The following is a 23,748-nucleotide window of genomic DNA, read 5'->3' as shown; positions in this document are numbered from 1 at the left end:
AATCGGGCACCGACGGGTGGTCCCGTGTTGGGGGCTTCGGGTCCTCCGTCCGCGGGTACGTCCACGGCCAATCGGGCACCGACGGGTGGTCCCGTGTTGGGGGCTTCGGGCTCTGCTGCGGCAGGCGCGTCCGCGGCGGGACGTGCTCCCGCGGGACCTCCGGTGCTGGGGGCTTCGGGCTCTGCTGCGGCAGGTGCGTCCGCGCCAGGACGCGTTCCTGGGGGGCCTCCCGTATTGGGGGCTTCCGCGCCGGGAGCGTCGATGTCGGGGGCCACCGTATCGGGGCGTCCTCCCGTGGGACCTCCCATGCTGGGGGCTTCCTCGCCGGGAGCGTCGATGTCGGGAGCCACGGTATCGGGACGTGCTCCCGTGGGGCCTCCTGTGTTGGGGCCCGGTTCGGGGAAGGCGTCGGCGTCAGGTTTGCCCGCGGTCGATGCGCCCACGTCGAACAAGGCCACCGTTGGGCCTCCGATCCTGGGGGCTTCCTCGCCAAACAGGGGACCGGTTGCGCCTGCTCCGGGGGGAGCCTCCGAGGCCCGGGCCTCGGGGCCTGGATCGCCAGCCGTCGATGGCTCGTCATCGGGAAGGCCCTCCGCACCAGGTCCGCAGCCGGTCGGCGCTTCGACACCGGGGAGGTCCTCCTCGTCGGGAGGCGGGCTGGGCGCGGCCTCGTCGGCGGGCAGGAGTCCGTCGTTGGCGGTTGTTCCAGCCGGGGTCGCCGCGCAGGCCCGTTCCACGGCGCTGGAAGTGTCCGGGGTGGGAGCCTCCGCCGCGCCTGTCCTGCCGAAGCCTCCCGTGCTCGGCGCTGCTGTGTCGGGCCCTCCTCAGCCAGGAGCGTCCCCTCGGCGAAAGGCCATCCCTGGCTTGCCCGAGGTCGGCGCACCCGCGCTCAATCGTCCCGATCTGGGGCGTGGCGCCGCACGCGCGTCCTCGACGGCGACGCTCTCTGAACCTCGTGACGCGGACAGCGCTGCTTCGCCCTCGTCCGCACCGCGAAGGAACGTACCGGCGGCTTCGACTCCGACCCAGGGCCGCACGCCGGAACCCCGGAACGTCGTGGCCGCCGTGCCTCCGCAGCCGGTCGCTCCACCCCAGGCGCCTCCTCCTGCTTCCGCGCCCCGCGGTTGGGAGGCCCCTGTCGCCGGCCTCCTGACTTCTCCCGTGGATCTGTCCCCGGTGGATCCGGACGAACCCGAGGAGCGCACGCTGATGGCGATTCCCACCGTGGAATCGCCGGAGCCCGGCTTCCCGCCACCACCGGAACTGCCCCTCGCGGGATTCGATGAACCCGAGGAACGCACGCTGATGGCGATCCCGGCGACGCCGGACGTCCCATCCCTCGTCGCCGAGCCGTCCCCGCACATCGCCCCGTCCATGCTCCCCGCATCGACGATGGATGAGCCGGAGGAGCGGACCATGCTCGACCTCCGGCCCATCACTCCCGTCAGCCCGCTCGTCGCTCCGCCCGTACGCCACAGCGGGGCCCTGCCCACGAACGGCACCGATGAGCCGGCGACCTTCGTGGGTCAGGACGACGAAGTCCCCTCCGGCCCTCCCGCGGAGGCCGAAGAGCTGGTGACCTTCGTGGGCCAGGATGAGCCTGGGGCCAGGCCCCCCGCGTTGGCTCCCCCGTCGGCCTGGGGTGCGCCCGTTGGGCCCCCTTCGCCAGAGCCGGTGACATTCGTGGGCCGCGACCAGGGCGGTGTGCCACCGTCGTCCTGGGGCTCGCCCGCCGAGCCCGACTCGCCCGAGCTGGTGACCGCGGTCGGCCGCAACCAGGGCGGTGTGCCACCGTCGTCCTGGGGCTCGCCCGCCGAGCCCGACTCGCCCGAGCTGGTGACGGCGGTCGGCCGCGACCAGGGCGGTGTGTCACCGTCGTCCTGGGGCTCGCCCGCCGAGCCCGACTCGCCCGAGCTGGTGACCGCGGTCGGCCGCGACCAGGGTGGTGTGCCACCGTCGGCCGCCTGGGGGTCGTCGGTTCCGCCCCCTCCGCCGGATCCGGTGACCTTCGTGCGCCGGCCTCCGGGCGCTTCGCCCGCGGTGCTGGATCCCGGGCTGCTACCGGGCGAGGTCCGCCCGCTGGCGCTCCATCCTCGACCAGAGGCGGATGGCGACACCACGGAGCCCGTCAACGACCTGGAGGCTTCCTCCTCGCAGCCCGTGCCCGCGGGACCCATCACCGTCGTCGCGAAGGTCGCGCCCTCATCCGCCGCCGACAAGGCCCGGCAGCGGCGTCAGCTGGGCCGGTCGTTGCATGGCAAGTTCCTCCTCTTCTGGCAGCGTCAGTCGCTGCCTCGGCGCATCGGCTTCGCGTCGCTCGGGGTGTTGAGCGTGCTGGCGTTGCTGGCCCTCCTGGTCTCCGTGGCCCCCGCGGGCCTCCGGCTCCCGGGCCGTGAGCCGTTCAAGCTGGGGTTGGAGCCGGTGACGGACTCCTTCGGCCTGGGCGATGGCGTGCGTTGGGCCCACGCCGACGACAAGCTCTTCGACTTCCGCTTCGTGTCCCCCACACGCGCGGTGGCCGTGCTGCACTACCAGGCGAGTGACATCTCCCGGGATGAGGTGAACCTCTCCCTCAACGGCGTGTCCCTGGGCTGGGTCCCTCCCGACACGGCCCAGACCGCCGAGCGCGAGCTGGAGCAGGTCCTTCCCCCCAGCCTCCTGCGCCGCAACGCGAACAACCAGCTCCTCTTCGACAACGCCCTGAATCCGCCCGGCCGTGAGCGGTGGCGCATCTGGAACCTCCGGCTGGAGATCATCCCGGTACCCGAGGCGCCGCCGGATCAGCTGGTCGCTTCGGCTCGGGAGTCCGCGCGGGCGGGAGCCCGGTTCTACGAGCTCAAGGATGTGGGCGCGGAGAACCTCTTCAAGGCGTGGCGGGAGTACCGGGCCGCGTGGATCACCCTGGAAGCGCTCGACGAGAAGCCGGACCTGTACGAGGACGTACGGGAGCGGATCTCCCAGATTTCAACGGAGCTGGACCACCGCTGCGGTCAGTTGATGATGCAATTCCAGCGGGCGGTTCAGTTCCGCAGCCGACGCGATGCGGTCGCGACCTTGGAAGACGTACGGAGACGCTTCCCTACCACCGAGCATCGCTGCCACAATCTCGCGCTGGAAAAAGCCTATGAGCATGAGCTTTAGGGCTTGTGCCCCCCTCAGTAGGACGCGGTGAAATCCATGTCGAACGCCCCTCCTCCCGCCCGCCGAAGGCCTACGTCCGGTACGCCCTCCTCCGGGACCGGGCAGCGCGCCCCGGTCCGCCGGTCGACCGCCGGTGCCGCCGCGGCACGCCCCGCGAAGCTCGTGGTCATCGCCGGTCCCAGCGAGGGCGAGGAGTTCGCGCTCTCCGACGCCGAGTACACGGTCGGCCGGTCCACCGACAACCCCATCTGCCTCCAGGATACGTCCGTCTCCCGCAAGCACGTGACGCTGCGCAAGGAGTCCGCTGGCTGGATGGTCAGTGACATGGGGTCGGGCAACGGCACCATCCTCAACGGCGAGCCCATCAGCGAGGAGACGCTGCTGGCCAACGGCGACGTCATCACGCTGGGCGACTCCGAGCTGCGGTACGAGGACACCGCCAACAGCACCGCCAAGGTGCAGGCCCCCTCCGGCCCGCGTCCCCGTCCGTCCGCGGCGGGTGGCCGCGGCTCCGGCGCGGTGCCTGCCCGTCCCGCTCCCCGAGGCGAAGGCCGTTCGCGCCCGCAGACCTCGCGCGCGTCCGCGGCCGCGGAGCTGACGCCGGAGGTCCTGCGCAAGCGGATGCGGATCAAGCTCGCCGCCGTGGGCGTGCTGGTGGTGCTCTTCGCAGGCCTGGGCGTCGCGCGCTCGCGCATGCGGCACCAGCAGGAGGAGCAGGGCCGCATCGAGGCCGAGCAGCGCCAGTACCGCGAGCAGCTGGGGGGCCTCTTCCAGGAGGCCAAGAACCTGGTGCGCGAGGGCCAGTGGGCGCAGGCCAAGGCGAAGCTGGAGGAGCTGCACTCACAGGCTCCGGACTACCCTGGCGTGGAGGACTACCTGAAGGCGGCGGAGCGGGAGATCCCCAACCAGGGGCACCTGGCCACCGCGCAGACGGCCCTGGGCAAGGGTGAGCTCGCCAACGCGAAGGCGGCCATCGACAAGGTGAGCAGCGACACCCAGCTCTATGAGCAGGTGAAGACGGCGCGCAAGAACCTGGTGGACGCCGCCGACAAGCGCACCAAGGAAGCCAAGCAGCAGCTGGACATGCGGCAGCTGGAGGCGGTGCAGCGGGCCAAGGCCATCACCGACGACGTGCTCGCGACGTTCCCGGACCACCGCGATGGCAAGCTGATCAACGACGAGGCCGCGCGCGTCATCGCGGACATGACCCGTCCGGACCCCGTCCGCGTGGCCGCCGCTCCCAAGCCGTGGGAGCCCGCGGTGGACCGCTTCCGCGACGGTGACGTCTCTGGCGCGGTGGCCATCCTCAATGCGTGCGCGGCCAAGGCACCCCAGTGCAAGCAGCTCATGGGGCAGGTGACGGAGTTCGGGAACCTCTACAAGAAGCTGGAGGACCTGGACGCCAAGGGCCTGAGCCGGCTGCTGGCGCTGGACAAGGACATCACCGACGGCCGCGGCAGCAAGATGGCGCGCAACGCGGGCACCCGCGCGGCGACCATCTATTACAAGAGCGCCGCGGGCGCGAAGGCCGCCGGCCAGTGGTCTCGCGCGATGGAGTTCGCACGCCGCGCGCTCCAGGCCGACCCGGCCCACACCGGCGCGGCCAACATCGTCAACGACCTCAAGGCCAAGGCGAAGGACCTGTACTTCCAGGCCTACGCCATCAAGGACTCCAGCCCGGAGGACGCGCTGCCCAAGTTCCGCGACGTCGTCGCGATGACGCCGCCCGACGACGAGCTGCACGGCAAGGCCCAGGGCTGGGTCGAGAAGCTGTCGCGATGAAGAAGCGCAAGGGGCTGGAGCCGCCCCCGGCCGACGAGCCGGGGCAGGGCGACCTCTTCGGCACGTCGCTCCTGCCGCCCCTGCGCCCCGCCTCTCCGGCGAAGGCCTCCGCCTCTGGCAGGAAGACGCCCGAGGCCCCTCCGCCCGCGCCGAAGGCGGACCTCGCTCCGGCTCCGCCCTCCGCTCCGCTCCCGCCGCCGCGCCCCGAGCGCACGGTGCTGACGGTGGGAGAGCTCACCCGGCAGATCAAACAGACGGTGGAGTCGCGCTTCCCGCGCGTGCTGGTGCGCGGCGAGGTGTCCAGCTTCCGGGGCGCCAACGCGCGCGGCCACTGGTACTTCACGCTCAAGGACGTGGACGCCTCCATCGACGCGAAGGTGTGGGCGTCCATGGCGGCGCGGATCCGCTTCGCGCTGCGCGACGGCATGGAGGTGCTGGCCGAGGGCAGCGTGGACCTGTACGAGCCGCAGGGCCGCTACAGCCTCATCATCTCCCGGCTGGAGCCGGTGGGTGAGGGCGCGCTGGCGCTCGCGTTCGAACAGCTCAAGCAGCGGCTGGCGGCCGAGGGCCTCATCGGCGACAGGCGCGTGCGGCCTCCGCGTCCGGTGCCGTTCCTGCCCCGGCGCATCGGCGTCGTCACCAGCCGCACCGGCGCGGCGCTCCAGGACTTCCTGCGCGTGCTGCACTCGCGCAACCCCCGGCTGGGCGTGCTGCTCGCGGACGCGCGCGTGCAGGGCGAGGGCTCCGCGGAGGACGTGGCGCGGGCCATCGAGCGGCTCGCGCGCACCGACGTGGACGTCATCGTGGTGACGCGCGGCGGAGGCTCCGTGGAGGACCTCTGGACGTTCAACGAGGAGCGGGTGGCGCGCGCCATCTTCGCCTCGCCCGTGCCGGTGGTGTCCGCCATCGGCCATGAGATTGACTTCACCATCGCGGACTTCGTCGCGGACCTGCGCGCGCCCACGCCCAGCGCGGCGGCGGAGCGGCTGGCGCCGGTGCTGGCGGACCTGGAGCTGACCCTGGCCACGCAGTCCGGGCGCCTGCGCCGCGCCATGGAGCGGCGGGTGCTGGAGCTGCGCGAACGCCAGGGACAGCTGCGCGCGAGGCTCGCGGATCCGCGCCGCGCGGTGAACCAGCAGCGGCTGCACCTGTCGGAACAGGTGGAGGCCATGATGCGCGTGCTGCGCCCCCGGACGCGCGAGCACCGGGAGACGCTGCGGGCCCTCCAGGAGCGGCTGCAGCGCGCGCGGCCCCAGACGCGGCTGTCCGAGCAGCGCGCGCACCTGCTCAAGCTGGCCAGGCGCCTGTCGGAGGCGGCGCGCGCGGGGGTGACCCGGCGGCGGGGCGCGCTGGCGGACGCGCGGCTGGGCCTGCAGCGGGCCTCGCCCACGGCGCGGGTGGCGTCCGAGCGGGCGAGGGTGGCGCTGGCCCGCTCGCGGCTCCTGGAGCTCCAGCGAGGGGCGCTCGCGTCCGCGCAGACGCATTTCGGACGTTTGGGGGGACGGCTGGACGCCCTCAGCCCATTGAAGGTGATGTCGCGCGGCTACGCGGTGACGTTCCGACAGAAGGACGGAGGGGTGGTGCGCTCCGTGGCGGACGTCGCGGTGGGGGACGTGCTGGGCATCAAGCTGGCGGCCCACGGCGCCCAGACGCTGGGCGGGTGTGAAGAAATCGAAGCCACGGTCACTGGCTTGAAAGGGCCGGTGGACTGCTAGCGGGCCACCCTCTACATTCCGCGCCCCGCTCGGGGAGGTGGATGGCCGTGGCGAAGTCGGACAAGAACCCCAAGGTGGAACCCGCTCCCGAGCAGTACGGGGACGTGGTGTCGCGCCTGGAAGAGACGGTGGCGCGGCTGGAGAGCGGCGACCTGTCGCTGGAAGAGTCGCTCAAGGCATTCGAGGAGGGCATCCGCCTCGTGCGCCGGGGCGAGAAGCTCCTGACGGAGGCCGAGCAGCGCATCGAACAGCTGCTCGTGGACGAGGACGGCCAGGAGGTCGTCGCGCCGCTGGCGGTGGCGGCACGGCCTGCTCCCCAGGCTGCTCCCCGGACGGCCGCGCAGGCCCGTCCGCCACCGGAGGACGATGTCCCGTTCTAGGTATCAGGGGAAGGGCGGAGGCCGGGCATGTCGAAACCGAAGATCACCATTGTCGATGACGACCGGGACACGCGCGAACTGCTCGCCGAGGCCCTAGGGGCCGAGGGGTTCGAGGTGACGTCCGCGGCCAACGGCCTGCGCCTCGTCGCGTCGCTGGAGCTGCACCGGCCGCACGCCATCCTGCTGGACGTGAACATGTCCTGGATCAACGGCTTCGAGCTGTGCCAGGCCGTGAAGCAGAACAAGCAGTTCCGGGACATCCCCATCATCTTCATCAGCGGGCGGGGAGACCCGGAGGACAAGCGGCGCGGCATGGAGGTCGGCGCGGCCGACTACTTCGTGAAGCCGCTGGAGCTGGACACGCTGGTCCACCGCATCCGCGAACTCATCCCCGCCGACGTGGCGAAGGAGCCCTGAAGCCGATGGCCGCTTTCAACCTGGAACCCTTCATGCGTTCGCACCAGGAACGGGTGGAAGCGCTGTTGCGCGAGCGCGCGGATCGGCTCGCCCCCGCGGGGACGCCGCCCGCCCTGCTGGAGTCCATGCGCTACTCGCTGCTGGCGGGGGGCAAGCGGCTGCGGCCCATGCTGTGCCTGGGCTTCGCGGACGCGGTGGCGAAGGCCAGCACCGTCAGCGCGGTGGTCCTGGATGCCGCGTGCTCGCTGGAGTACGTGCACACGTATTCGCTGGTGCACGACGACCTGCCCTGCCTGGACAACGACGACCTGCGCCGGGGCCAGCCCACGAACCACAAGGTCTACGGCGAGCCGCTGGCCCTGCTGGCCGGGGATGGGCTGCTCACGGAGGCCTTCGGGCTCCTGGCGTCCGGACCGGAGCCGGTGCGTGGCGCGCTGTGCGGGGAGCTGGCGCGCGCGGCGGGCGCATTCGGGATGGTGGGCGGCCAGGTGCTAGACATCGCGAAGGACCGGGCCGCGACGCTGGACTACCTGCTGCGGCTGCACCGGCTGAAGACGGGCGCGCTCATCCGCGCGGCGTGCCGGATGGGCGTGGTGGCGGCCGGCGGCGACGCGGCGGCGCTGGCGAGCGCGGAGTCCTACGGCGACGCGGTGGGCCTGGCCTTCCAGATCGCCGACGACGTGCTGGACGTGACGTCGAGCGCGGAGGCGATGGGCAAGCCCGTGGGCGCGGACGCGGAAGCCGGGCGCTTCACCTTCCCGGCGGTGATGGGGCTGGAGGCGTCGCGGCGCATGGCGGATGAGCTGGTGGCCCGGGCCCAGGCCGCGGTCCTGCCCCTGGAGGGCGCGGACGGACCGCTGGCGGCGCTGGCGCGCTACTCGGTGGAGCGGAAGTCCTGATGGCGGACGTGCTGTCCGGAGTGGCCTCTCCCGCGGATGTGCGCGCGCTCCCCGAGGACGCGCTGCCCGGCCTGTGCGACGCCCTGCGCGAAGCCATCATCACCCTGTGTGGCCGCGTGGGCGGACACCTGGGCGCGTCGCTGGGCGCGGTGGAGCTGGTGGTGGCCCTGCACCGCGTCTTCCACACGCCCCAGGACGCGCTCTTCTTCGACGTGGGGCACCAGGCGTACGCGCACAAGCTGCTCACCGGCCGGCAGGAGCGCATGCACACGCTCCGGCAGGCGGGAGGCATCGCGCCGTTCCTGGACCCGCGCGAGAGCCCCCATGACGCGCTGGCCGCGGGCCATGCCTGCACGGCCATCTCCGCGGCGCTGGGCCTGCTCTCTGGCCGGCGGCAGCTGGGGCACTCGGGCCACGTGGTGGCGGTGGTGGGCGACGGCGCGCTCACCGGCGGTCTGAGCTTCGAGGGTCTCAACAACGCGGGTGGAAGTCCCCTGCCGCTGGTCGTCGTGGTCAACGACAACCAGATGTCCATCAGCGCGAACGTGGGCGCCATCCCCGCGCTGCTCCGCACGCGCAACGCCCGGGCCTTCTTCGAGTCGCTGGGCTTCACCTACCTGGGCCCGGTGGACGGGCACGACCTGGGCGCCCTCACGCGCGCGCTGCGCGAGGCGAAGGCCTCCTCGCGCCCGGTGGTGGTGCACGCGCTGACGAAGAAGGGCCGCGGCTTTCCTCCCGCGGAAGCGGACGAGGTGACGCGCGGCCACGCGATGGGGCCGTACGAGTGGCGCGACGGCAAGCTCGTGCGCTCTCGCGGAGGCCGGCCCACGTTCAGCGAGGCCTTCGCCCAGGTGCTGGGCGAGGCCCTGGAGAAAGATCCGCGCGTGGTGGCGGTGACGCCCGCGATGCTGGAGGGCAGCGCGCTCACCGGCCTCAAGGCGCGCTTCCCGGACCGCGTGCACGACGTCGGCATCGCGGAGCAGCACGCCGTCACCTTCTGCGCGGGGCTGGCCGCGGCGGGGGCGAAGCCGGTCTGTGTCATCTACTCCACGTTCCTCCAGCGCGCGTATGACCAGGTGGTCCACGACGTGTGCCTGCCGGGGTTGCCCGTCGTCTTCGCGGTGGATCGCGCGGGGCTCGTGGGCGCGGACGGCGCCACGCACCAGGGCGCCTACGACGTGTCCTTCCTCCGGCCACTTCCGGGCCTCACGCAGTGGGCGCCAGTGGTGGGCGAGGACCTGGCGCCGCTGCTCGCCACGGCGCTCCAGGCTCCCGGGCCGTCGGTGCTGCGCTTCCCTCGGGGCACGTTGCCGGAGGCTCCCCCGGAGCTGTCGCCGGGCGAGGCCCCGGTGTCGGGGGCCCGCTGGCTGAAGCGCCCGGCCGCGTCCCGCCTGACGCTGGTGACGCTGGGCCCGCTGGGCCTGTCCGCGCTGGAGGCCGCGCGGAGCGAGCCGGACTGGAGCGTGCTCGACGCGCGCCAGGCGTGGCCCCTGGACGAGGCCGCGCTGCTGGAGGCCGCGGCGGGCGGGCACGTGGTGGTGGCGGAGGAGGGCACCACCCGGGGCGGGTTGGGCAGCGCGCTGCTGGAGCTGTACGCGGCGGCGGGCGTGGCCCCCCGGGTGAAGCTCCTGGGCATGCCGGACGTGTTCCTTCCACACGGAGACGCGCGCGTGCAGCGGGCGCAGCTGGGACTGGACGCGGCGGGCCTGCGACACGCGGGCCGGGTGCTGCTGGGAGAGGAGGCCCCGTGAAGCCGAAGAAGGAGCGGGTGGATGTGCTGGTGGTGGAGCGCGGGCTCGCCGAGTCGCGCACCAAGGCCCAGGCGCTCATCCTCGCGGGCCAGGTGGTGGTGGCGGATCAGCGCGTGGACAAGCCCGGCGCGCTGGTGCCGGTGGAGGCGGAGCTGCGCCTCAAGGGCGAGGTGCTGCCGTACGTCTCGCGCGGAGGCCTCAAGCTCAAGGCGGCGATGGACCGCTTCGGCCTGGACGTGGCGGGCCGGGTGGGCGCGGACATCGGCGCCAGCACGGGGGGCTTCACGGACTGCCTGCTCCAGCACGGCGCGGTGCGGGTGCACGCCATCGACGTGGGCTACGGCCAGCTCCACGAGAAGCTCCGCACCGACCCGCGCGTGCGCTCGCGCGAGCGGGTCAACGCGCGCTACCTCACGGAGGAGGACCTGCCGGAGAAGGTGGGCGTGGTCGTCATCGACGTGAGCTTCATCTCGCTCACCCAGGTGCTGCCGTCGGTGCTGACGTTCCTGTCGCCGGGCGGCCTGCTGGTGGCGCTGGTGAAGCCCCAGTTCGAGGTGGGGCCGGAGCGGGTGGGCAAGGGCGGCGTGGTGCGCGACCCGGCGGCTCGGCAGGACGCCATCGATACGGTGACGGCGTTCGTGCGCGAGCAGGGGCTCTCCGTGCGCGGGGTGATGGACTCGCCCGTGCCCGGGCCCGCCGGCAACGTGGAAGCGCTCCTCGTCGCCGACAGGCCCTGACGCTCTCGCCGCGGGCCGCTACTTGCGGACCGCGCGGTACTCGCTCAGCGGCAGCGCCTGGACCAGGTTCTTGCCCACGCGCATCCACAGCCGCCCGGTGTCATCCACGGAGCAGGACAGGCTGCTGGAGACCTCGTAGCGGAACAGCTCGCCCTTCTCGGAGGCGTCCACCGCGACGATCTCCTGCGGCAGGACGCCCGCCACGTCCGGGGCGTTCAGCAGGTAGAACTCCGGGCTGGTCGGCTGGCCCAGCTGCACCTGGACGATGCGCAGCTTGCCGGACGCGTCCACGGAGGTGCCGCCCTTGTTGGTGACGATGCCGTTCGTCGCGTCGAGGAACCACACCCGCTGCGTGCCAATGGCCGCGATCCGCGAGCCCGCCGAGTAGGGCAGGAGGAAGTTGATGGGCACGGGGAGCGTGGGGCTCGCCCACTTGAACGCGGCGCCCTCGCAGCCCTCCAGGTCCGTGGAGCAGGCCTGGACGCGCGACTGGTTGTTGCCGAAGAGGAACGCGAAGTAGATGGTCGACCCGTCGGCGCTGAACGTGGTGACGGGCGGCGCATCCAGCTGGCCGTTGTAGGCGTAGATCTTCCGCTCCTGCACCGGCTGCAGCTCCTGGCTGGTGCCGTTCGCGTCCAGGTAGGCCACGATGACCTGGGGCACCTGGGAGAACTCCAGCTGCGCCACGTAGGGCACCAGCACCTGCTGGCCCTTCTCCTGCGGCGGGGCGATGGGCCCCAGCACGGCGCCCTTGTACGTCCACTGGAAGGTGCCGCCCGCGTTGGTGTGCTTGAGGCGGGAGACCGTGTACCGGTCGCGCACCAGCGCGTCGCCGTTGCTCATCACCGACAGGCTGACCAGGAAGTAGGTCGGCGAGGTGCGGCCGGTGATGGTGAAGTTGGCGTCCACCGCCACCGCGCCAGCGCCGGGCGTCCACACCCACCGCTTGCCGCTGCTCGGGTTGATGGGGGTGATGACCGTGGCCGCGCTGCACGGGATGCCCATCTCCACCGAGTTGCGCAGGACCCCCGCGGCGTCCACGCGGAAGAGCGTGCCGCTGCCAGTGGTGGGGTTGCCGCAGCCGATGAAGGAGATGTTCGCGCCGGTGCCCTCGGTGATGAAGAAGTCCGTCACCACCTGGCCGTTGGGGTCCGGGTCCTTCACCACCTTGGTCACCGGCAGGAACGTCGCCGACGCGGGCTGGGACACGTTCGTCCGGCCGTCCGCGCACGTCGCCCGCGCGTTGAGCGACAGGCTGACCGCGAGGCCCCGGGTGTACTTGATCTCGTTCGCGGCGAGCTCGAAGTCCATGGACCCGCTCGTGTACGGGACCGTCTTGAGGAACGTGTCCTGGTCGTAGATGTCCACGCGGGCGACCGCGTCACAGCCGGACACGATGACCCGCACCGTCAACGTGGGCGTCGCCGAGTTGGGCTGCGGGACGTTGAGGGACACCACCGGAGGGTCCGGCACGGGCGGCGGCTTCGGGTCCCCACAGGCGGCGAGCACGGAAGCGCAGAAGGTGAGCATGGCCAGGAGGGCCCGGGGCGCGGACGGGCGCGAAGGAACGGAGTGCATGGTTCCACACTCTACCGCGCTCCCCTGGGAAGCGGGCGGGGCCCGGCCTTTCCGTCCGGGGCCACCCTCGCCTCCACCCCCCATTCCTGATCGCGAAGCGGCCTGGAGACCCCGTCGGAGAGGGCTTCCAGGGCCCCGGTGAACCGCACCCACCCCGGGTCCCTCCTGCCTGCCGACCGGCCCTCCAGGCAGGCGCAGGGACGCGGTGGGGGAAGAAAGTCACAGCCGTGGCGTTCCGGCGGCTTTTTCCCATCCTCCCGAGGGAGGAGACCGCGGGTGCTCCCCGGTCACCGGCCCGTCATCGCGAGCGGGATTCCGCGGCGCGGACGTCGGGCCGGGGTATACGTCGCGCCCCTTCTCTCACCCCTCTCTCTCGGAGAGCCCCGTTCATCCGCTGGCTCACGGACGGGTTAGACGGCATGATCCAGAATCGACCATGACCCCTTACGCACCCAACGGGCTTCCGCGACGTCGTTCCCTGTCTGGGCGGGGCGGAGGCGCGCCGTGAGGATCGAGATGTTGTCGTCTGAACAGCGGGGACGGGTGCTGGTGCTGGCGGCGAAGGCCGCGGGTGACGCGCTCGTGGAGCGCCTCACCGCGAGCGGCTATCAGTGCGCCTCCACCGAGCGGGAGACGGGTCTGGCGGAGATGGTGGATCAGCTCCAGCCGGAGGTGGTGCTCCTGTCGGTGACGGCCAAGCGCGCGGCCGAGCTGCTGGAGACGGTGCGCAAGGTGGACAAGCTGAACCGGCTGCCGGTGCTGGTGGACCAGGGCCGCGCGCGTTCGGCGGAGGCGTTCAAGCGGCTGGCGGTGGACGACTTCGTGCGCGGCGCGGATGAGCTGGTGCCCCGGTTGGAGTCCGCGCTGCGCGCCTGGCGGCTCAAGGAGCGCGAGGAGCGGATCCGCCTGCGCATGGGGATGCTGCTGGAGATCACCCAGGCGGCGACCAGCTCCCTGGAGCTGGAGGAGATCCTCCGCATCGCGGTGGAGAAGGTGGGGCAGGTCACCGGGACGGATCGCTGCTCGGTGGTGCTGGTGGAGGGCAGCCACGCGCGCACGGCCGCGGTGGTGGCGACGCAGGAGGACCCCAGCCTCGTCCAACTGGACATCGAGGTGGCGCGCTACCCGGAGCTGCGCCGCGCGCTGGAGACGCGCCAGCCCGTCTTGATTGAAGAGGCGCAGCGCGATCCGCTGATGGCGGAGGTGCGCACGTCGCTGCTGCCGCAGGGCGTGAAGTCCATCCTGGTCCAGCCGCTCATCTGCCAGGACGACCTGCTGGGCGCGCTCTTCCTGCGCGTGTCCAAGGGCGAGGCGTCCATCGGGCGCGACGAGCAGGAGTTCGCGGAGGCGGTGGCGGGCGTGCTCGCCAACTCCATCCGCAACGCGCGCCTGCACACGGCGGTGAAGAAGAAGCGCGAGGACCTGGAGCTGGCGTACGTGGAGCGCTACCGCGAGCTCAACGACGCGAACCGCCGGCTGAAGGAGCTCAACCGCCTCAAGGATGAGATCATCGCGGTGTGCAGCCACGACCTGCGCGCGCCCCTCCAGGTGCTCCTGGGCCACGGCCGGCTCTTGCTGGAAGGGCCGCTGGAGGTCCAGCAGAAGCAGTCCGCGGAGGCGATGATCCGCCAGGGCCGGAAGATCCTCACCCTGGTCGAGTCCCTGCTGGAGAAGGGCAAGGGCGAGGCGGCGCGGCTGTCCATCGAGCCCCGCGTGCTGGACGTGGCGCAGCTGTGCCGCGACGCCGTGGCGGAGCTGGAGATCCTGGCCGCGGAGAAGGCCGTGGCGCTGCGCTCCGAGTGCCCCGACAGCCTGATGCTGATTGGCGACGAGGTGAAGCTGCACGAGGTGCTGCAGAACCTCATCAGCAACGCCATCCAGCACGCCAGCGAACCGGGCGAGGTGGTGGTGCGCACGCAGCGGCTGTCTCGGCCGGACGGCGACGCGGTGCGGGTGATGGTGAGCGACAACGGGGTGGGCATCCCCCCGGACGAGCTGCACCTGGTGTTCGACCGCTACCGGCACGGGCCCAAGGGCACGGGGCTGGGGCTGGCCATCTGCAAGGAGTTCGTGGAGCTGCACGGCGGTGAAATCTGGGCGGAGAGCCCGGCCGACGGCGGCTGCACCTTCGTCTTCACGCTGCCCCTGGCGCAGGAGGCCGCGCGCAACCCCCGGCCGCAGCCCGTGCCGGGCGCCGCGCCCGAGCAGCCGCGCGTGCTGGTGGTGGAGGACGAGCCGGAGATCGCCGCGGTCCTGTCGGAAGTGCTGCGCTCGAAGTACCGCGTGGAGGTGGCGCGCGACGGCGCGGAGGGCCTGGCGAAGGCGCGCGCGTCGCGTCCGGACCTGGTCGTGATGGACGTGTTCCTGCCCAAGCTGGACGGCCTGGACGCGGCCATGGCGCTCAAGTCCTCGTCGGACACGGCGCACATCCCCGTCATCCTCCTGTCCGCCCACCAGGGCGTCGCCGACAAGGTCCGCGCCCTCAACCTGGGCGCGGTGGACTACATGGCCAAGCCCTTCAACGCGGTGGAGCTGCTCAACCGCACCGAGCGCGCCCTCAAGCTGCGCCAGGGGGAGAAGGACCAGCAGGACAAGTCGTCCGCGCTCCAGAGGCGCACCGGCAGCGATCCCGCGACGGGGCTGCACGACCGCCGCGGCCTGCTCCTGAGGCTGGAGCAGGAGGTGGCCCGCAGCCGGCGCTACCACCGCGCGCTCACGCTGGCGGTGCTCCGCCCGGACCGGGAGCTGGACGTGATGCCCCCCAACATGGGGGACGTGATGCGCAAGCGGGTTCGCCACCCGGACGCCATCGCCCACCTGGGGCAGGGCGTCTTCGCGGTGGTGCTGCCCGAGTGCAACGCGGACGCCGCGCGCACGGTCATCAACCGCCTGATGCCGGACGTGGAGAAGGTGACCTCCATCGAATACCGGGCCGCCATGGCGGACGTCAGCCAGGACAGCGACCCGGTGGAGAAGCTGCTGGAGAAGCTGGGGGCGCCCCCTCCGGAGGTCCACTAGCCCGCGTGCGCCCGCTCCCGCTCCTCAGCCGTGCCGCCGTGCTGTGCCTCGCCCTGGCCGCCGGCGGCGCGGGGGCCGTCCCCGCGAGGAAGACCCCGCACGTCGACCGCGAGGCGATGCGCGAGGCCATGGATTCGGGGGAGCGCGACGACGAGCCGGCCGCGTCGTCCGCCAGCTACGCGCACTACCTCCAGGCTCGGTTGATGCACCTGGAGGGCAACCACCGGGGCGCGGTGGACGAGCTTCGGCTCGCGCTCGCCACCGACGACGGCAACCCGCGCCTGCTCACCCAACTGGGCGAGGAGTACGCGCGGCTGGGCGACCTGGAGCGCGCCGAGCGCGAGCTGCGCCGGGCCGTGGACAGGGCCCCCACGTACTACCCCGCCCACGTGCTCCTGGGCCGGGTGCTGATGGAGGCCGGCCGGCCGGCGCGCGCGCGCCAACACCTGCGCCGGGCGCTGTCGCTGCGCCCGCGCGAGCCCGAGGCGTACCTGGTGCTGTCCCAGCTGCACCTGGACGCGAAGGCGCCGGACGAGGCCGTGAAGGTGGTGGAGGCGCTCGCGCACGCGCTGCCCGGAGAGGCCTCCGGTTACCGGCGGCTGGGGCTGGTGCTGGCCGAGCGCGGCGACACGGCCCGCGCCGAGCGGCTGCTCACGAAGGCCGCCGAGCGCGACCCGGGCGACGTGGAGGTGTGGTCCACGCTGGCCCGGCTGCACGAGGACGCGGGGCGCCCGAAGGACGCGGAGGACGCGCTCGCTCGCGCGCTGGAGGCGGATCCCGACAGCCGCGAGGTGCTGCTGTCCGCGGGCAGGGCCGCGCTCAAGGGGGGCTCGGTGACGCGGGCCCGGGCGTACTTCGACCGGCTCCTGTCCCTGTCCAGCTCTCCGGAGCTGGCGGTGCGGGTGGCCTTCAGCTACCTGTCCGCGCACGAATCCGCCGCCGCCGAGGCCGTGCTGGAGGCCGCGAGGAAGGAGACGCCGGACGAGCCCCGGCTGGCGTACTACGCGGGCCTCGTCGCCGAGCGGACGCGCCGCTTCGCCGCCGCCGCCCGGGACTTCGCCGCCGTGGCCCCGGATTCGGAGGTGTTCCCCGACGCCCGCCTGCGCCAGGCCCGGTGCCTGTCGCTGTCGGGGGACCACCCGCGCGCGCTGGCGCTCTACCGCGCCGCCATGGCGGAGTCGCCGGAGGACCTGGAGGCGCGCGTCGCCTATGCCCGGGCGCTGGAGCGCGGCGGCTCGGCGTCGAAGGCGGAGGGCGTGCTGCGCGAGGCGCTGGGCGGGGAGGGCGCCGCGCTGGCGTACGAGGCGCTGGCCACCCTGCTGGAGCGGCAGGGCCGCGCGCCGGACGCGCTCGCGCTCCTGAGGGAGGCCGTCTCGAAGGCGCCCCGGAACCAGGACCTGCTCTTCTCCCTGGGCGCCCTGATGGAGCGCCAGGGCGACGTCGGCGGAGCGCTCAACCGCATGCGGGCGGTGCTCGCGCTGGCGCCGGACCACGCCGCGGCGATGAACTTCATGGGCTATGTGCTCGCGCAGCGGGGACGGGACCTGGACGAGGCGGAGCGGCTGGTGCGCCGCGCCCTGGCGCTCCGGCCCGACAGCGCGGCCTACGTGGATTCGCTGGGATGGGTGTACTTCCAGCGCGGCGACGCGAAGAAGGCCGTGGAGGCGCTGGCGCGCGCGGCGGAGCTGGCGCCCGACGAACCCGCCATCCTGGAGCACCTGGGAGACGCGCACCTCAAGGCGGGCCATGCCCCGGAGGCCGCCCGGGCCTGGCGGCGGGCCCTGGAGGTGCTGACGCTGGAGCCGGAGGCCGCCGAACCCGCCGATCAGCGCGCCACGCTGGAGCGCAAGTTGAAGGCGCTACCCTCGACAGCGCAGGGCCGCTAAGGTCGTGGGCCTCATGGCCCGCCACGACGAAGGCTTCTTCAGCGGCAAGGACAACACCCGGCTGTTCTGGACGCTGGACCTGCCAGACGGGGCCCCGCGCGCGCACGTCGCCATCGTCCATGGCTACGGCGACCACATCGGCCGGTACCGGCCCGTCATCGACGCGCTGGTCCAGGACGGCTTCGCGGTGCACGGCTTCGACTACCGGGGCCACGGCCGCGCGGACGGCCGTCGCGCCTACGCCAGCAAGTGGACCGAGTTCCTCGACGACCTGGACGGCTTCTGGCAGCGCGTGCGCAAGGCCGCCGGCGCGGAGAAGATCTTCCTGCTCGCCCACAGCCACGGCGGCCTGATGGCCGTGCACGCCCTGGCCAAGGGCCTGGACGGCCTCACCGGCGCCATCCTCTCCGCGCCCTACCTCAAGCTGGCCATCACCCCGCCCACCGCGAAGATTCTCGCCGCGCGCATGGTGGGCACCGTGGTGCCCTGGATGAAGGTCGCCTCCGGCCTCGCCCCGGACATGCTCAGCACCGACCCGGAGGTCCAGAAGGCGGTCGGGTCGGACCCGCTCTACGTGCCCTTCGCCACGCCGCGCTGGTTCGTGGAGTCCACGGCGGCCCAGGCGCAGACGCTCGCGCTGGCGCCGAAGATTCAAGTACCGCTGTTCGTGCTGTGCGGCCAGGAGGACGGGGTGGCGGCTCCGGCGGCGGCGCGGGCCTTCTTCGAGGCGGCGGGCACGGCGGACAAGAAGTTCAAGGAGTACCCCGGCATGCGGCACGAGCCGCTCAACGAACGGGACCGCGCGGCGGTGTTCCAGGACATCTCCGGCTGGATCTCCGCGCATCTCTGACATAATCAGGTCGCCCCGCTCCCGACGGAGCAGGCGCTGGCGAGGATCACCTCATGGCACAGGGTGAAACGGGCATCATTGGCAAGGGCATCGTCATCAGGGGCAACCTCACGGGCGGAGGGGACCTGGTCATCGAGGGGCGCGTCGAGGGACAGATCGCCCTGAAGAACCACCTCACCATCGAGGGCACCGGCAAGGTGCAGGCGGACATCCGCGCCGAGGAGCTGACCATCAACGGCGAGGCGAGCGGCAACATCGACGCTTCCACGCGCGTGGCCATCAACGCCTCGGCGAAGGTGGCGGGCGACATCAAGGCCCCGCGGGTCATCATCGAGGACGGCGCCGTGTTCAACGGCTCCATCGAGATGGACGTGAAGTTGCCGGACGACATCTAGCATCCACCGGGGCCCGTCCCACGGTCCCCCAGGCTCAAGCTTCGAGAAGGCGGACAACACTCATGGCGAATACGGTCATTGGTTCGAGCATCGTCATCGACGGGGAGATTTCCGGTGACGAGGACCTGGTCATCCAGGGCACCGTGAAGGGGAAGATCTCCCTCAAGGAGAGCCTGTACGTGGAGGGCTCGGGCGTCGTCGAGGCGGACATCGAGACGCAGAACGTGGAGATCGCCGGTCGCGTGACGGGCAACATCGTCGCCAGCGACAAGGTGGAGCTGAAGACGGATTGCCGCGTGGTGGGCGACATCAAGGCCCCGCGCATCCTCATCGCCGACGGTGCGTCCTTCAAGGGCAACGTCGACATGGACATGAAGGAGCGCTGATCCGTGGCCACCGCCAAGGAGCTTGCAGGCAACACCGTAGACAACACCGTGGTGGGGCCCTCCATCCTCATCAGCGGTCGGCTCACGGGTGACGAGGACCTCACGGTCCGCGGGCGCGTGGAGGGCGAGCTGACCCTCAGCCGCACCCTCATCGTGGAGCCGTCCGGCGTGGTGAAGGCCAACGTGGCGGTGAAGAACGCCATCGTCAGCGGCGTGGTGGTGGGCAACATCAACGCCACCGAGAGCGTGGAGCTCACCCGCGAGGGCCGCATGGTGGGCGACATCCGCGCCCCCCGCGTCATCATCGTCGACGGCGCCAGCTTCCGCGGCCGCGTGGACATGGGCGACGTGGAGCCGGGACGTCTGCCGGCCGAGCGCCCCGCCGTGACGCGCCCCCAGGCCGTCACGCGTCCCACGGTGCGCCCCGGCGCGACCCCGCCGCGGCCTCCGCCGCCCGTCGCGCCGCAGCGCACGGCCCCGACGCCGCCCCCGCCTCCGGCGCGCACGCCGCCCGCGTCGGCGGCACCGGCCACGGTCGTGGCCCGCCCGGCGGCCAAGCCGCTGCCGCCGCCGCCGCCCGCGGCGCCCACCTACACCCCGCGCGCGGCTGAACCCCCGCGCCCGGTGTTCACTGAGCAGGCGAGCAGTGCCTCCGCGCCCGTTCCCCCCGTGATGGGTGCTGGCGCGAAGAAGAAGGTCGTGGTGAAGAAGAAGACCCGCTAGAGCCCGCCCGCCGCGCCGTCGCTTCCGGCGGCGCGGGGGTGGAACAACCGGGGGTGCCACCATGGACGCCGAGCACAGGGCCGAGGGACAGGAAGGGACTGGGGAGAACGCGACGCCGCCCCCGCAGGAGGGCGCGTCCGTGCCGCGGCATGGAGAGGGCGTGGGTGGAGACGTGACTTCGGAAGGCATCGCTCCGTCAGGAGCGGGTGGGACACGGACGGACCTGCCCGGCGAAGCCGCTCCGGCGTCGCAGGCGGCGCAAGCGTCCTCGAACGGCGAGGAGGTCCATGCCCAGGGGGCGGAGGTCCCCGCGGGCAGCGAGACGGACTCGTCACGGGCTGGCCCGTCGGGCGGCGAAGGCGGGGAGTCCTCTGCCTCCGCGGCGGGTGCCGACGGCACGGCGTTCCAGCCCGGCGCGAACTCTGGTTCGGACGGCGCGGTGTCCGCGACGGGCTCGGAAGGGAGCGCGTCGGCGGGCGAGGGTGACTCGGCCGGTGCCGTGAGCGGTGCGGACGCGACGTCGCGGACCCGCCTGGATGCCAGCAGCGAGGCGCAGGGAAGCGGCGCGGAGGCGGACGCCCCCACGGGTCCTGGCCGCTACGTGGAGCTGTCGTCCGGCCAGGACGTGCCGGACGCGTCTGGGGCAGGCAGCGACGGCGGCGGCGAGGCGAAGGACGTGCTGGCGGAGCCGCGGTCCGGCCCCGTGTCTGGTGCGGATGAAGCGCTCCTGGGCGCCGGCATCTGGGATGTGGCGAGCCGCGCGAGCCAGGAGGAATCTGGCTCCGGGGACGACGTGCGAGACGATTCCGAAGCAGGCTCCGACGACGACGCGGCGACCCCCGAAGGGGAGCCCCCCGCGGAGGCCCTGGCGCCTCGCGTGATGGGACAGGTGACGGCGATGGTGCTGCCGCTGGAGCGACTGGAGGAGGACACCACCTTCCGCCTGCGGGACGAGGGCGACGTGTCCGAGCTGGCCACGGACCTGGCGCGACTGGGGCAGCTGTTCCCGGTGGACGTGCGCCCGCGCGGCGAGGAGCGCTACCAGCTCATCTGCGGCTTCCGGCGCGTGGCGGCGCTGCGCTTCCTCAAGCGCGACCAGGTGCAGGTGCGCGTGCACGAGACGCTGTCCGACGAGGACGCGCTGCTCCTGTCCCTGGCGGAGGCCATCCACGCCTCGCCGGTGGAGCATGACGTGCTGGAGGCCAAGCGCGACACGCTGGAGGCCGAAGGCCGGCTGACGGCGCCGGTGCGCGACATGCTGGAGAAGGCGCTCGCCACCGAGGAGACGCTGGCGCCGGAGGGCGTGGAAGAGGAGATCGACGCGGACGAGCTGGCGGTGGACGTCGCGCAGCGCATGGGGGCCCTCAACCAGGACCTCTCGCTGCTCGCGGACGTGTTCGCCGCGCTGGACGAGTCGCGCAGGGCGGAGTTGCTGATGCAGCTGCGCTACTCGGCGCAGCTGGTGGCGTACCTGGAGGGACTGTAGCCATGGCGGAACCGCTCGTTCGCGACCGCGCCCGGCTCCTGGAGGTGCTCACGCAGCGCTCCTTCGAGCGCCGCCGCGTGGTGCTGTCCTCCGGCAAGGAGTCGGACTTCTACATCGACTGCAAGCGCACGGCGCTGCTCGCCGAGGGCCACTACCTCATCGGCCGGCTGCTGCTGGAAGCCATCCGGCGGGACGCCCCGGCGGCGGTGGCCGCGGGCGGACTGACGCTGGGCGCGGACCCGCTCGCGTCGGCGGTGAGCCTGACCAGCTTCCTGGAGGGCAAGGACCCGCTGCACGCGTTCATCGTGCGCAAGGAGCCCAAGGGCCACGGCACGGGCCAGTGGATTGAGGGCCTGTCCGCCCTGAGCCCCGGCGCCCCCGTGGCCATCGTGGAGGACGTGGTGACGACGGGCGCGTCCACCCTCAAGGCCATCGAGCGCGCGAAGCTGGAGGGCCTGACGGTGCTGGGCGCCTTCGCGCTGGTGGACCGGCTGGAAGGTGGACGGGAGGCGGTGGAGGCCGCTGGCCACCGCCTCACCACCCTGTTCACGCGCAAGGACTTCATCCCGTGAGAAGGCTGCTGGTGGCCGCGGTGCTGCTGGGCGTGCTGGGCGGTTGCGCCAACACGCCCCCTATCGTCGGCGAGCCCGCCCCCACGCTGGATGATCCGAAGCAGGAGGCCGCCTATCTCGCGGTGCTGAACCGGTACACGGGCCGCCAGGAGATCTACGACGGCTTCGACACGCGCATCTTCGCGGGGGCCACGCTCCAGACGCCCGCCTTCCGCGACGCGCGTGTCCACCGGCGGGCCCTCTTCCAGACGCTGCCGGCGGCGAAGGTGGAGCAGCTGCTCGCGGAGGAGCAGGCGGAGGCGGCGCAGTTCCACGAGTTCTTCCTGGGCGTGCACGTCAACGACCCGCGCTACGACGACTTCGCCCACCGGCGCAGCATCTGGCGCCTGGCGCTGGTGACGCCCGCGGGCGAAGTCACCCCCGTGGAGATCCGCCGCGTGGGCCGGGCCGACCTCAACGTGCGTGCCTACTACCCGTACGCCAGCCTCTTCTGGGTCGCCTACCGGGTGCGCTTCCCGCAGACCTTCTCCAACGGCCAGCCCGTCATCCCCGAAGGCACCGAGCTGGTCACGCTCCGCGTCGCCTCGTCGCTGGGGAACGCCGAGCTGAAGGTGCACGCGCACTGAGGCTTCCGCGAAGGGCCGGGCCGCGGACTCAGGTCTGCTGGCCGCCCTTCAGCCACTTCGGCGTCGCGGGCATCGAGGGCCCCGCGAGCAGCCGGTCCAGGAGCGCGTCCGCTGACGCCTCCACCGCGAAGGGCATGCGCTGCGACTCCGGGACGAAGCCCGCTTCGACCATGCGCCCCACCAGCGCGAGCAGCGGCTGGAAGAAGCCGTCCACGTCCAGCAGGCCCATGGGCTTGCGGTGCAGGCCCAGCTGGGCCCAGGTGACGATCTCGAACAGCTCGTCCAGGGTGCCGAATCCGCCGGGCAGGGCGATGAAGGCGTCCGCGCGCTCGGCCATCATCGCCTTGCGCGAGTGCATGGAGTCCACCCGGTGCAGCTCCGTCAGGCGCGGGTGGCCCAGCTCCTTCGCGTCCATGAAGTGCGGCAGCACGCCCACGGCCTTGCCGCCGCCCGCGAGCACCGCGTCCGCCACCGCGCCCATCAACCCCACGCTGGCTCCGCCGTAGACGAGCGTCAGCCCGCGCCGGGCCAGCGCCGCGCCCAGCTTGGAGGCGGCATCGCGGTACTCGGCGCGCACGCCTGAGCGCGAACCGCAGAACACGCAGACGCTTCGCACGGTGACTTCGGGCATCGCTAGAGTCCTCCGAGCCGCCCGGGATGGGCGGCGACCACGGCGAGCGCCGCGGCGATGAAGAGCAGCACGGGGATGGCGCGCGAGTAGAACTTCGGTCCCTGGCGCAGGGCCATGCCGCAGGGCAGGCCGAAGACGAAGCCCCCCAGGTGGCCCGACCAGCTCACGCCGGGCAGCAGGCTGATGACCGCCACCTGCACCAGCCAGAACATCAGGTCCCGCCGGCCCTGCAGCGTGGAGATGGGCAGCATCGCGCCGCCCCAGCCGAGGATCATCCCGGACGCGCCCACCGTCACGGTGTCGAAGTTGAAGAAGAGCGCGAACGCGGAGCCGCCCAGCGCGGTGACGAGCGACAGCGCCAGGAAGCGCGGGCTCCCGATGGCGCGCTCCAGGGACATGCCCAGCGTGTAGACGACGGACATGTTGAAGAACAGGTGCAGCACGCTGCCGTGCTCGAACACCATGCCCAGCAGCCGCCAGTACTCCCCGGCGCGCACCGCCGGCCCATAGAGCGCCAGCGGCGGCAGGCTACCCAGGGGCGTCCCGTCCGGCCCCGTCACGGGCTGCCCCATGCCTCGGGTCAGGAAGAACATCCCCACCGCGCCGGCCATGATGGCGTAGCAGACGAAGGGCGTGGGCAGCACGCGCGGGGGGGCGGGCGGGGCCGGGGGCGGGCCGTCGCCATCCCGGCCGCGCGGCTCGGGGGCCTGCGCGTCATCCAGGCCGGACGGGCCCGGGAGATCATCCAGCATTCGGCGCGGACGGGACATGCGCT

General features: G+C 72.5%; 20 protein-coding genes. 17 read left to right on the top strand and 3 right to left on the bottom strand.

What is annotated here, in order from left to right; genetic code table 11:
* Window positions 1–1,161: 1,161 nt before the first annotated feature.
* From FOF48_RS12315 to FOF48_RS12280, 8 genes are read left to right on the top strand one after another with little or no spacing between them, the layout of a single operon-like run.
* Window positions 1,162–3,141, top strand: a complete 1,980-nt coding sequence (locus FOF48_RS12315; RefSeq protein WP_143901114.1) for a hypothetical protein — start codon at window positions 1,162–1,164, stop codon at window positions 3,139–3,141.
* A 36-nt stretch (window positions 3,142–3,177) separates the two neighbouring features.
* Entirely contained in the window at window positions 3,178–4,923 is a 1,746-nt protein-coding gene (locus FOF48_RS12310) for an FHA domain-containing protein (protein ID WP_186001880.1), read from the top strand.
* Window positions 4,920–6,638, top strand: a complete 1,719-nt coding sequence (gene xseA, locus FOF48_RS12305; RefSeq protein WP_143901110.1) for an exodeoxyribonuclease VII large subunit — start codon at window positions 4,920–4,922, stop codon at window positions 6,636–6,638. Before FOF48_RS12310 ends, xseA begins: the two co-directional genes overlap by 4 nt.
* 41 nt (window positions 6,639–6,679) lie before the next feature.
* On the top strand, window positions 6,680–7,018 hold the full coding sequence (xseB, locus tag FOF48_RS12300) for an exodeoxyribonuclease VII small subunit (RefSeq protein WP_120528859.1): 339 nt from the start codon (window positions 6,680–6,682) through the stop codon (window positions 7,016–7,018).
* A gap of 27 nt (window positions 7,019–7,045) precedes the next feature.
* On the top strand, window positions 7,046–7,435 hold the full coding sequence (locus tag FOF48_RS12295) for a PleD family two-component system response regulator (RefSeq protein ID WP_143901108.1): 390 nt from the start codon (window positions 7,046–7,048) through the stop codon (window positions 7,433–7,435).
* Between the two features lie 5 nt (window positions 7,436–7,440).
* The gene (locus FOF48_RS12290) at window positions 7,441–8,334 is read left to right on the top strand and encodes a polyprenyl synthetase family protein (RefSeq protein ID WP_143901106.1); all 894 of its coding nucleotides are present in this window, start codon (window positions 7,441–7,443) and stop codon (window positions 8,332–8,334) included.
* Entirely contained in the window at window positions 8,334–10,085 is a 1,752-nt protein-coding gene (locus FOF48_RS12285; RefSeq protein ID WP_143901104.1) for a 1-deoxy-D-xylulose-5-phosphate synthase, read from the top strand. The genes FOF48_RS12290 and FOF48_RS12285 overlap by 1 nt, the downstream gene beginning before the upstream one ends.
* Entirely contained in the window at window positions 10,082–10,822 is a 741-nt protein-coding gene (locus FOF48_RS12280) for a TlyA family RNA methyltransferase (RefSeq protein ID WP_143901102.1), read from the top strand. Before FOF48_RS12285 ends, FOF48_RS12280 begins: the two co-directional genes overlap by 4 nt.
* A gap of 18 nt (window positions 10,823–10,840) precedes the next feature.
* Here FOF48_RS12280 and FOF48_RS12275 read toward each other — a convergent pair whose 3' ends face one another.
* The gene (locus FOF48_RS12275) at window positions 10,841–12,400 is read right to left on the bottom strand and encodes a hypothetical protein (protein WP_143901100.1); all 1,560 of its coding nucleotides are present in this window, start codon (window positions 12,398–12,400) and stop codon (window positions 10,841–10,843) included.
* 519 nt (window positions 12,401–12,919) lie between these two features.
* Between FOF48_RS12275 and FOF48_RS12270 the strand changes: the two genes are divergently transcribed.
* The 9 genes from FOF48_RS12270 to FOF48_RS12230 all read left to right on the top strand — a co-directional run bounded on the left by FOF48_RS12270 (window position 12,920) and on the right by FOF48_RS12230 (window position 22,342).
* Window positions 12,920–15,418 carry an ATP-binding protein gene (locus FOF48_RS12270; RefSeq protein WP_143902137.1) on the top strand — a complete coding sequence of 833 codons (2,499 nt, stop codon included), beginning with the start codon at window positions 12,920–12,922 and terminating at the stop codon, window positions 15,416–15,418.
* 5 nt (window positions 15,419–15,423) lie between these two features.
* Window positions 15,424–17,304 (top strand): tetratricopeptide repeat protein, encoded by a 1,881-nt coding sequence (locus FOF48_RS12265; RefSeq protein ID WP_143901098.1) that lies wholly within the window; start codon window positions 15,424–15,426, stop codon window positions 17,302–17,304.
* A 13-nt stretch (window positions 17,305–17,317) separates the two neighbouring features.
* A complete protein-coding gene (locus tag FOF48_RS12260) occupies window positions 17,318–18,154 on the top strand; it encodes an alpha/beta hydrolase (RefSeq protein ID WP_143901096.1) in 837 nt (278 codons plus the stop codon).
* 53 nt (window positions 18,155–18,207) lie between these two features.
* Window positions 18,208–18,549, top strand: coding sequence for a bactofilin BacN (bacN, locus tag FOF48_RS12255; RefSeq protein WP_014397642.1), 342 nt, complete (start codon window positions 18,208–18,210; stop codon window positions 18,547–18,549).
* Window positions 18,550–18,611: 62 nt separating this feature from the next.
* On the top strand, window positions 18,612–18,935 hold the full coding sequence (locus FOF48_RS12250) for a polymer-forming cytoskeletal protein (protein WP_002636698.1): 324 nt from the start codon (window positions 18,612–18,614) through the stop codon (window positions 18,933–18,935).
* 3 nt (window positions 18,936–18,938) lie between these two features.
* Window positions 18,939–19,658, top strand: a complete 720-nt coding sequence (gene bacP, locus FOF48_RS12245; protein ID WP_143901095.1) for a bactofilin BacP — start codon at window positions 18,939–18,941, stop codon at window positions 19,656–19,658.
* A gap of 139 nt (window positions 19,659–19,797) precedes the next feature.
* Window positions 19,798–21,144, top strand: coding sequence for a ParB N-terminal domain-containing protein (locus FOF48_RS12240; protein ID WP_255442101.1), 1,347 nt, complete (start codon window positions 19,798–19,800; stop codon window positions 21,142–21,144).
* 2 nt (window positions 21,145–21,146) lie between these two features.
* The gene (pyrE, locus tag FOF48_RS12235) at window positions 21,147–21,716 is read left to right on the top strand and encodes an orotate phosphoribosyltransferase (RefSeq protein ID WP_143901091.1); all 570 of its coding nucleotides are present in this window, start codon (window positions 21,147–21,149) and stop codon (window positions 21,714–21,716) included.
* Entirely contained in the window at window positions 21,713–22,342 is a 630-nt protein-coding gene (locus FOF48_RS12230) for a hypothetical protein (protein WP_143901089.1), read from the top strand. Before pyrE ends, FOF48_RS12230 begins: the two co-directional genes overlap by 4 nt.
* A gap of 28 nt (window positions 22,343–22,370) precedes the next feature.
* On the opposite strand, the gene FOF48_RS12225 is transcribed toward FOF48_RS12230, so the two are convergent.
* Both FOF48_RS12225 and FOF48_RS12220 read right to left on the bottom strand, forming a co-directional pair.
* Entirely contained in the window at window positions 22,371–22,973 is a 603-nt protein-coding gene (locus tag FOF48_RS12225) for a TIGR00730 family Rossman fold protein (protein ID WP_143901087.1), read from the bottom strand.
* A gap of 2 nt (window positions 22,974–22,975) precedes the next feature.
* Complete coding sequence (locus FOF48_RS12220) at window positions 22,976–23,743, bottom strand: rhomboid family intramembrane serine protease (protein WP_143901085.1); 768 nt, start codon at window positions 23,741–23,743, stop codon at window positions 22,976–22,978.
* Window positions 23,744–23,748 lie beyond the last annotated feature (5 nt).

The organism is Corallococcus sp. Z5C101001 (genome assembly GCF_007352635.1).
GTDB classification, from domain to species: Bacteria; Myxococcota; Myxococcia; order Myxococcales; family Myxococcaceae; genus Corallococcus; species Corallococcus silvisoli.
This window is presented reverse-complemented; position numbering and strand designations above follow the sequence as displayed.

What these genes read in the sequence shown, in the direction of transcription:
- pyrE (WP_143901091.1), top strand. Translation starts at nt 21,147, where the DNA reads ATGGCGGAACCGCTCGTTCGCGACCGCGCCCGGCTCCTGGAGGTGCTC.
- FOF48_RS12310 (WP_186001880.1), top strand. Translation starts at nt 3,178, where the DNA reads ATGTCGAACGCCCCTCCTCCCGCCCGCCGAAGGCCTACGTCCGGTACG.
- FOF48_RS12295 (WP_143901108.1), top strand. Translation starts at nt 7,046, where the DNA reads ATGTCGAAACCGAAGATCACCATTGTCGATGACGACCGGGACACGCGC.
- FOF48_RS12220 (WP_143901085.1), bottom strand. Translation starts at nt 23,743, where the DNA reads ATGTCCCGTCCGCGCCGAATGCTGGATGATCTCCCGGGCCCGTCCGGC.
- FOF48_RS12275 (WP_143901100.1), bottom strand. Translation starts at nt 12,400, where the DNA reads ATGCACTCCGTTCCTTCGCGCCCGTCCGCGCCCCGGGCCCTCCTGGCC.
- FOF48_RS12225 (WP_143901087.1), bottom strand. Translation starts at nt 22,973, where the DNA reads ATGCCCGAAGTCACCGTGCGAAGCGTCTGCGTGTTCTGCGGTTCGCGC.
- FOF48_RS12285 (WP_143901104.1), top strand. Translation starts at nt 8,334, where the DNA reads ATGGCGGACGTGCTGTCCGGAGTGGCCTCTCCCGCGGATGTGCGCGCG.
- xseB (WP_120528859.1), top strand. Translation starts at nt 6,680, where the DNA reads ATGGCCGTGGCGAAGTCGGACAAGAACCCCAAGGTGGAACCCGCTCCC.
- bacN (WP_014397642.1), top strand. Translation starts at nt 18,208, where the DNA reads ATGGCACAGGGTGAAACGGGCATCATTGGCAAGGGCATCGTCATCAGG.
- FOF48_RS12290 (WP_143901106.1), top strand. Translation starts at nt 7,441, where the DNA reads ATGGCCGCTTTCAACCTGGAACCCTTCATGCGTTCGCACCAGGAACGG.
- FOF48_RS12250 (WP_002636698.1), top strand. Translation starts at nt 18,612, where the DNA reads ATGGCGAATACGGTCATTGGTTCGAGCATCGTCATCGACGGGGAGATT.
- FOF48_RS12260 (WP_143901096.1), top strand. Translation starts at nt 17,318, where the DNA reads ATGGCCCGCCACGACGAAGGCTTCTTCAGCGGCAAGGACAACACCCGG.
- xseA (WP_143901110.1), top strand. Translation starts at nt 4,920, where the DNA reads ATGAAGAAGCGCAAGGGGCTGGAGCCGCCCCCGGCCGACGAGCCGGGG.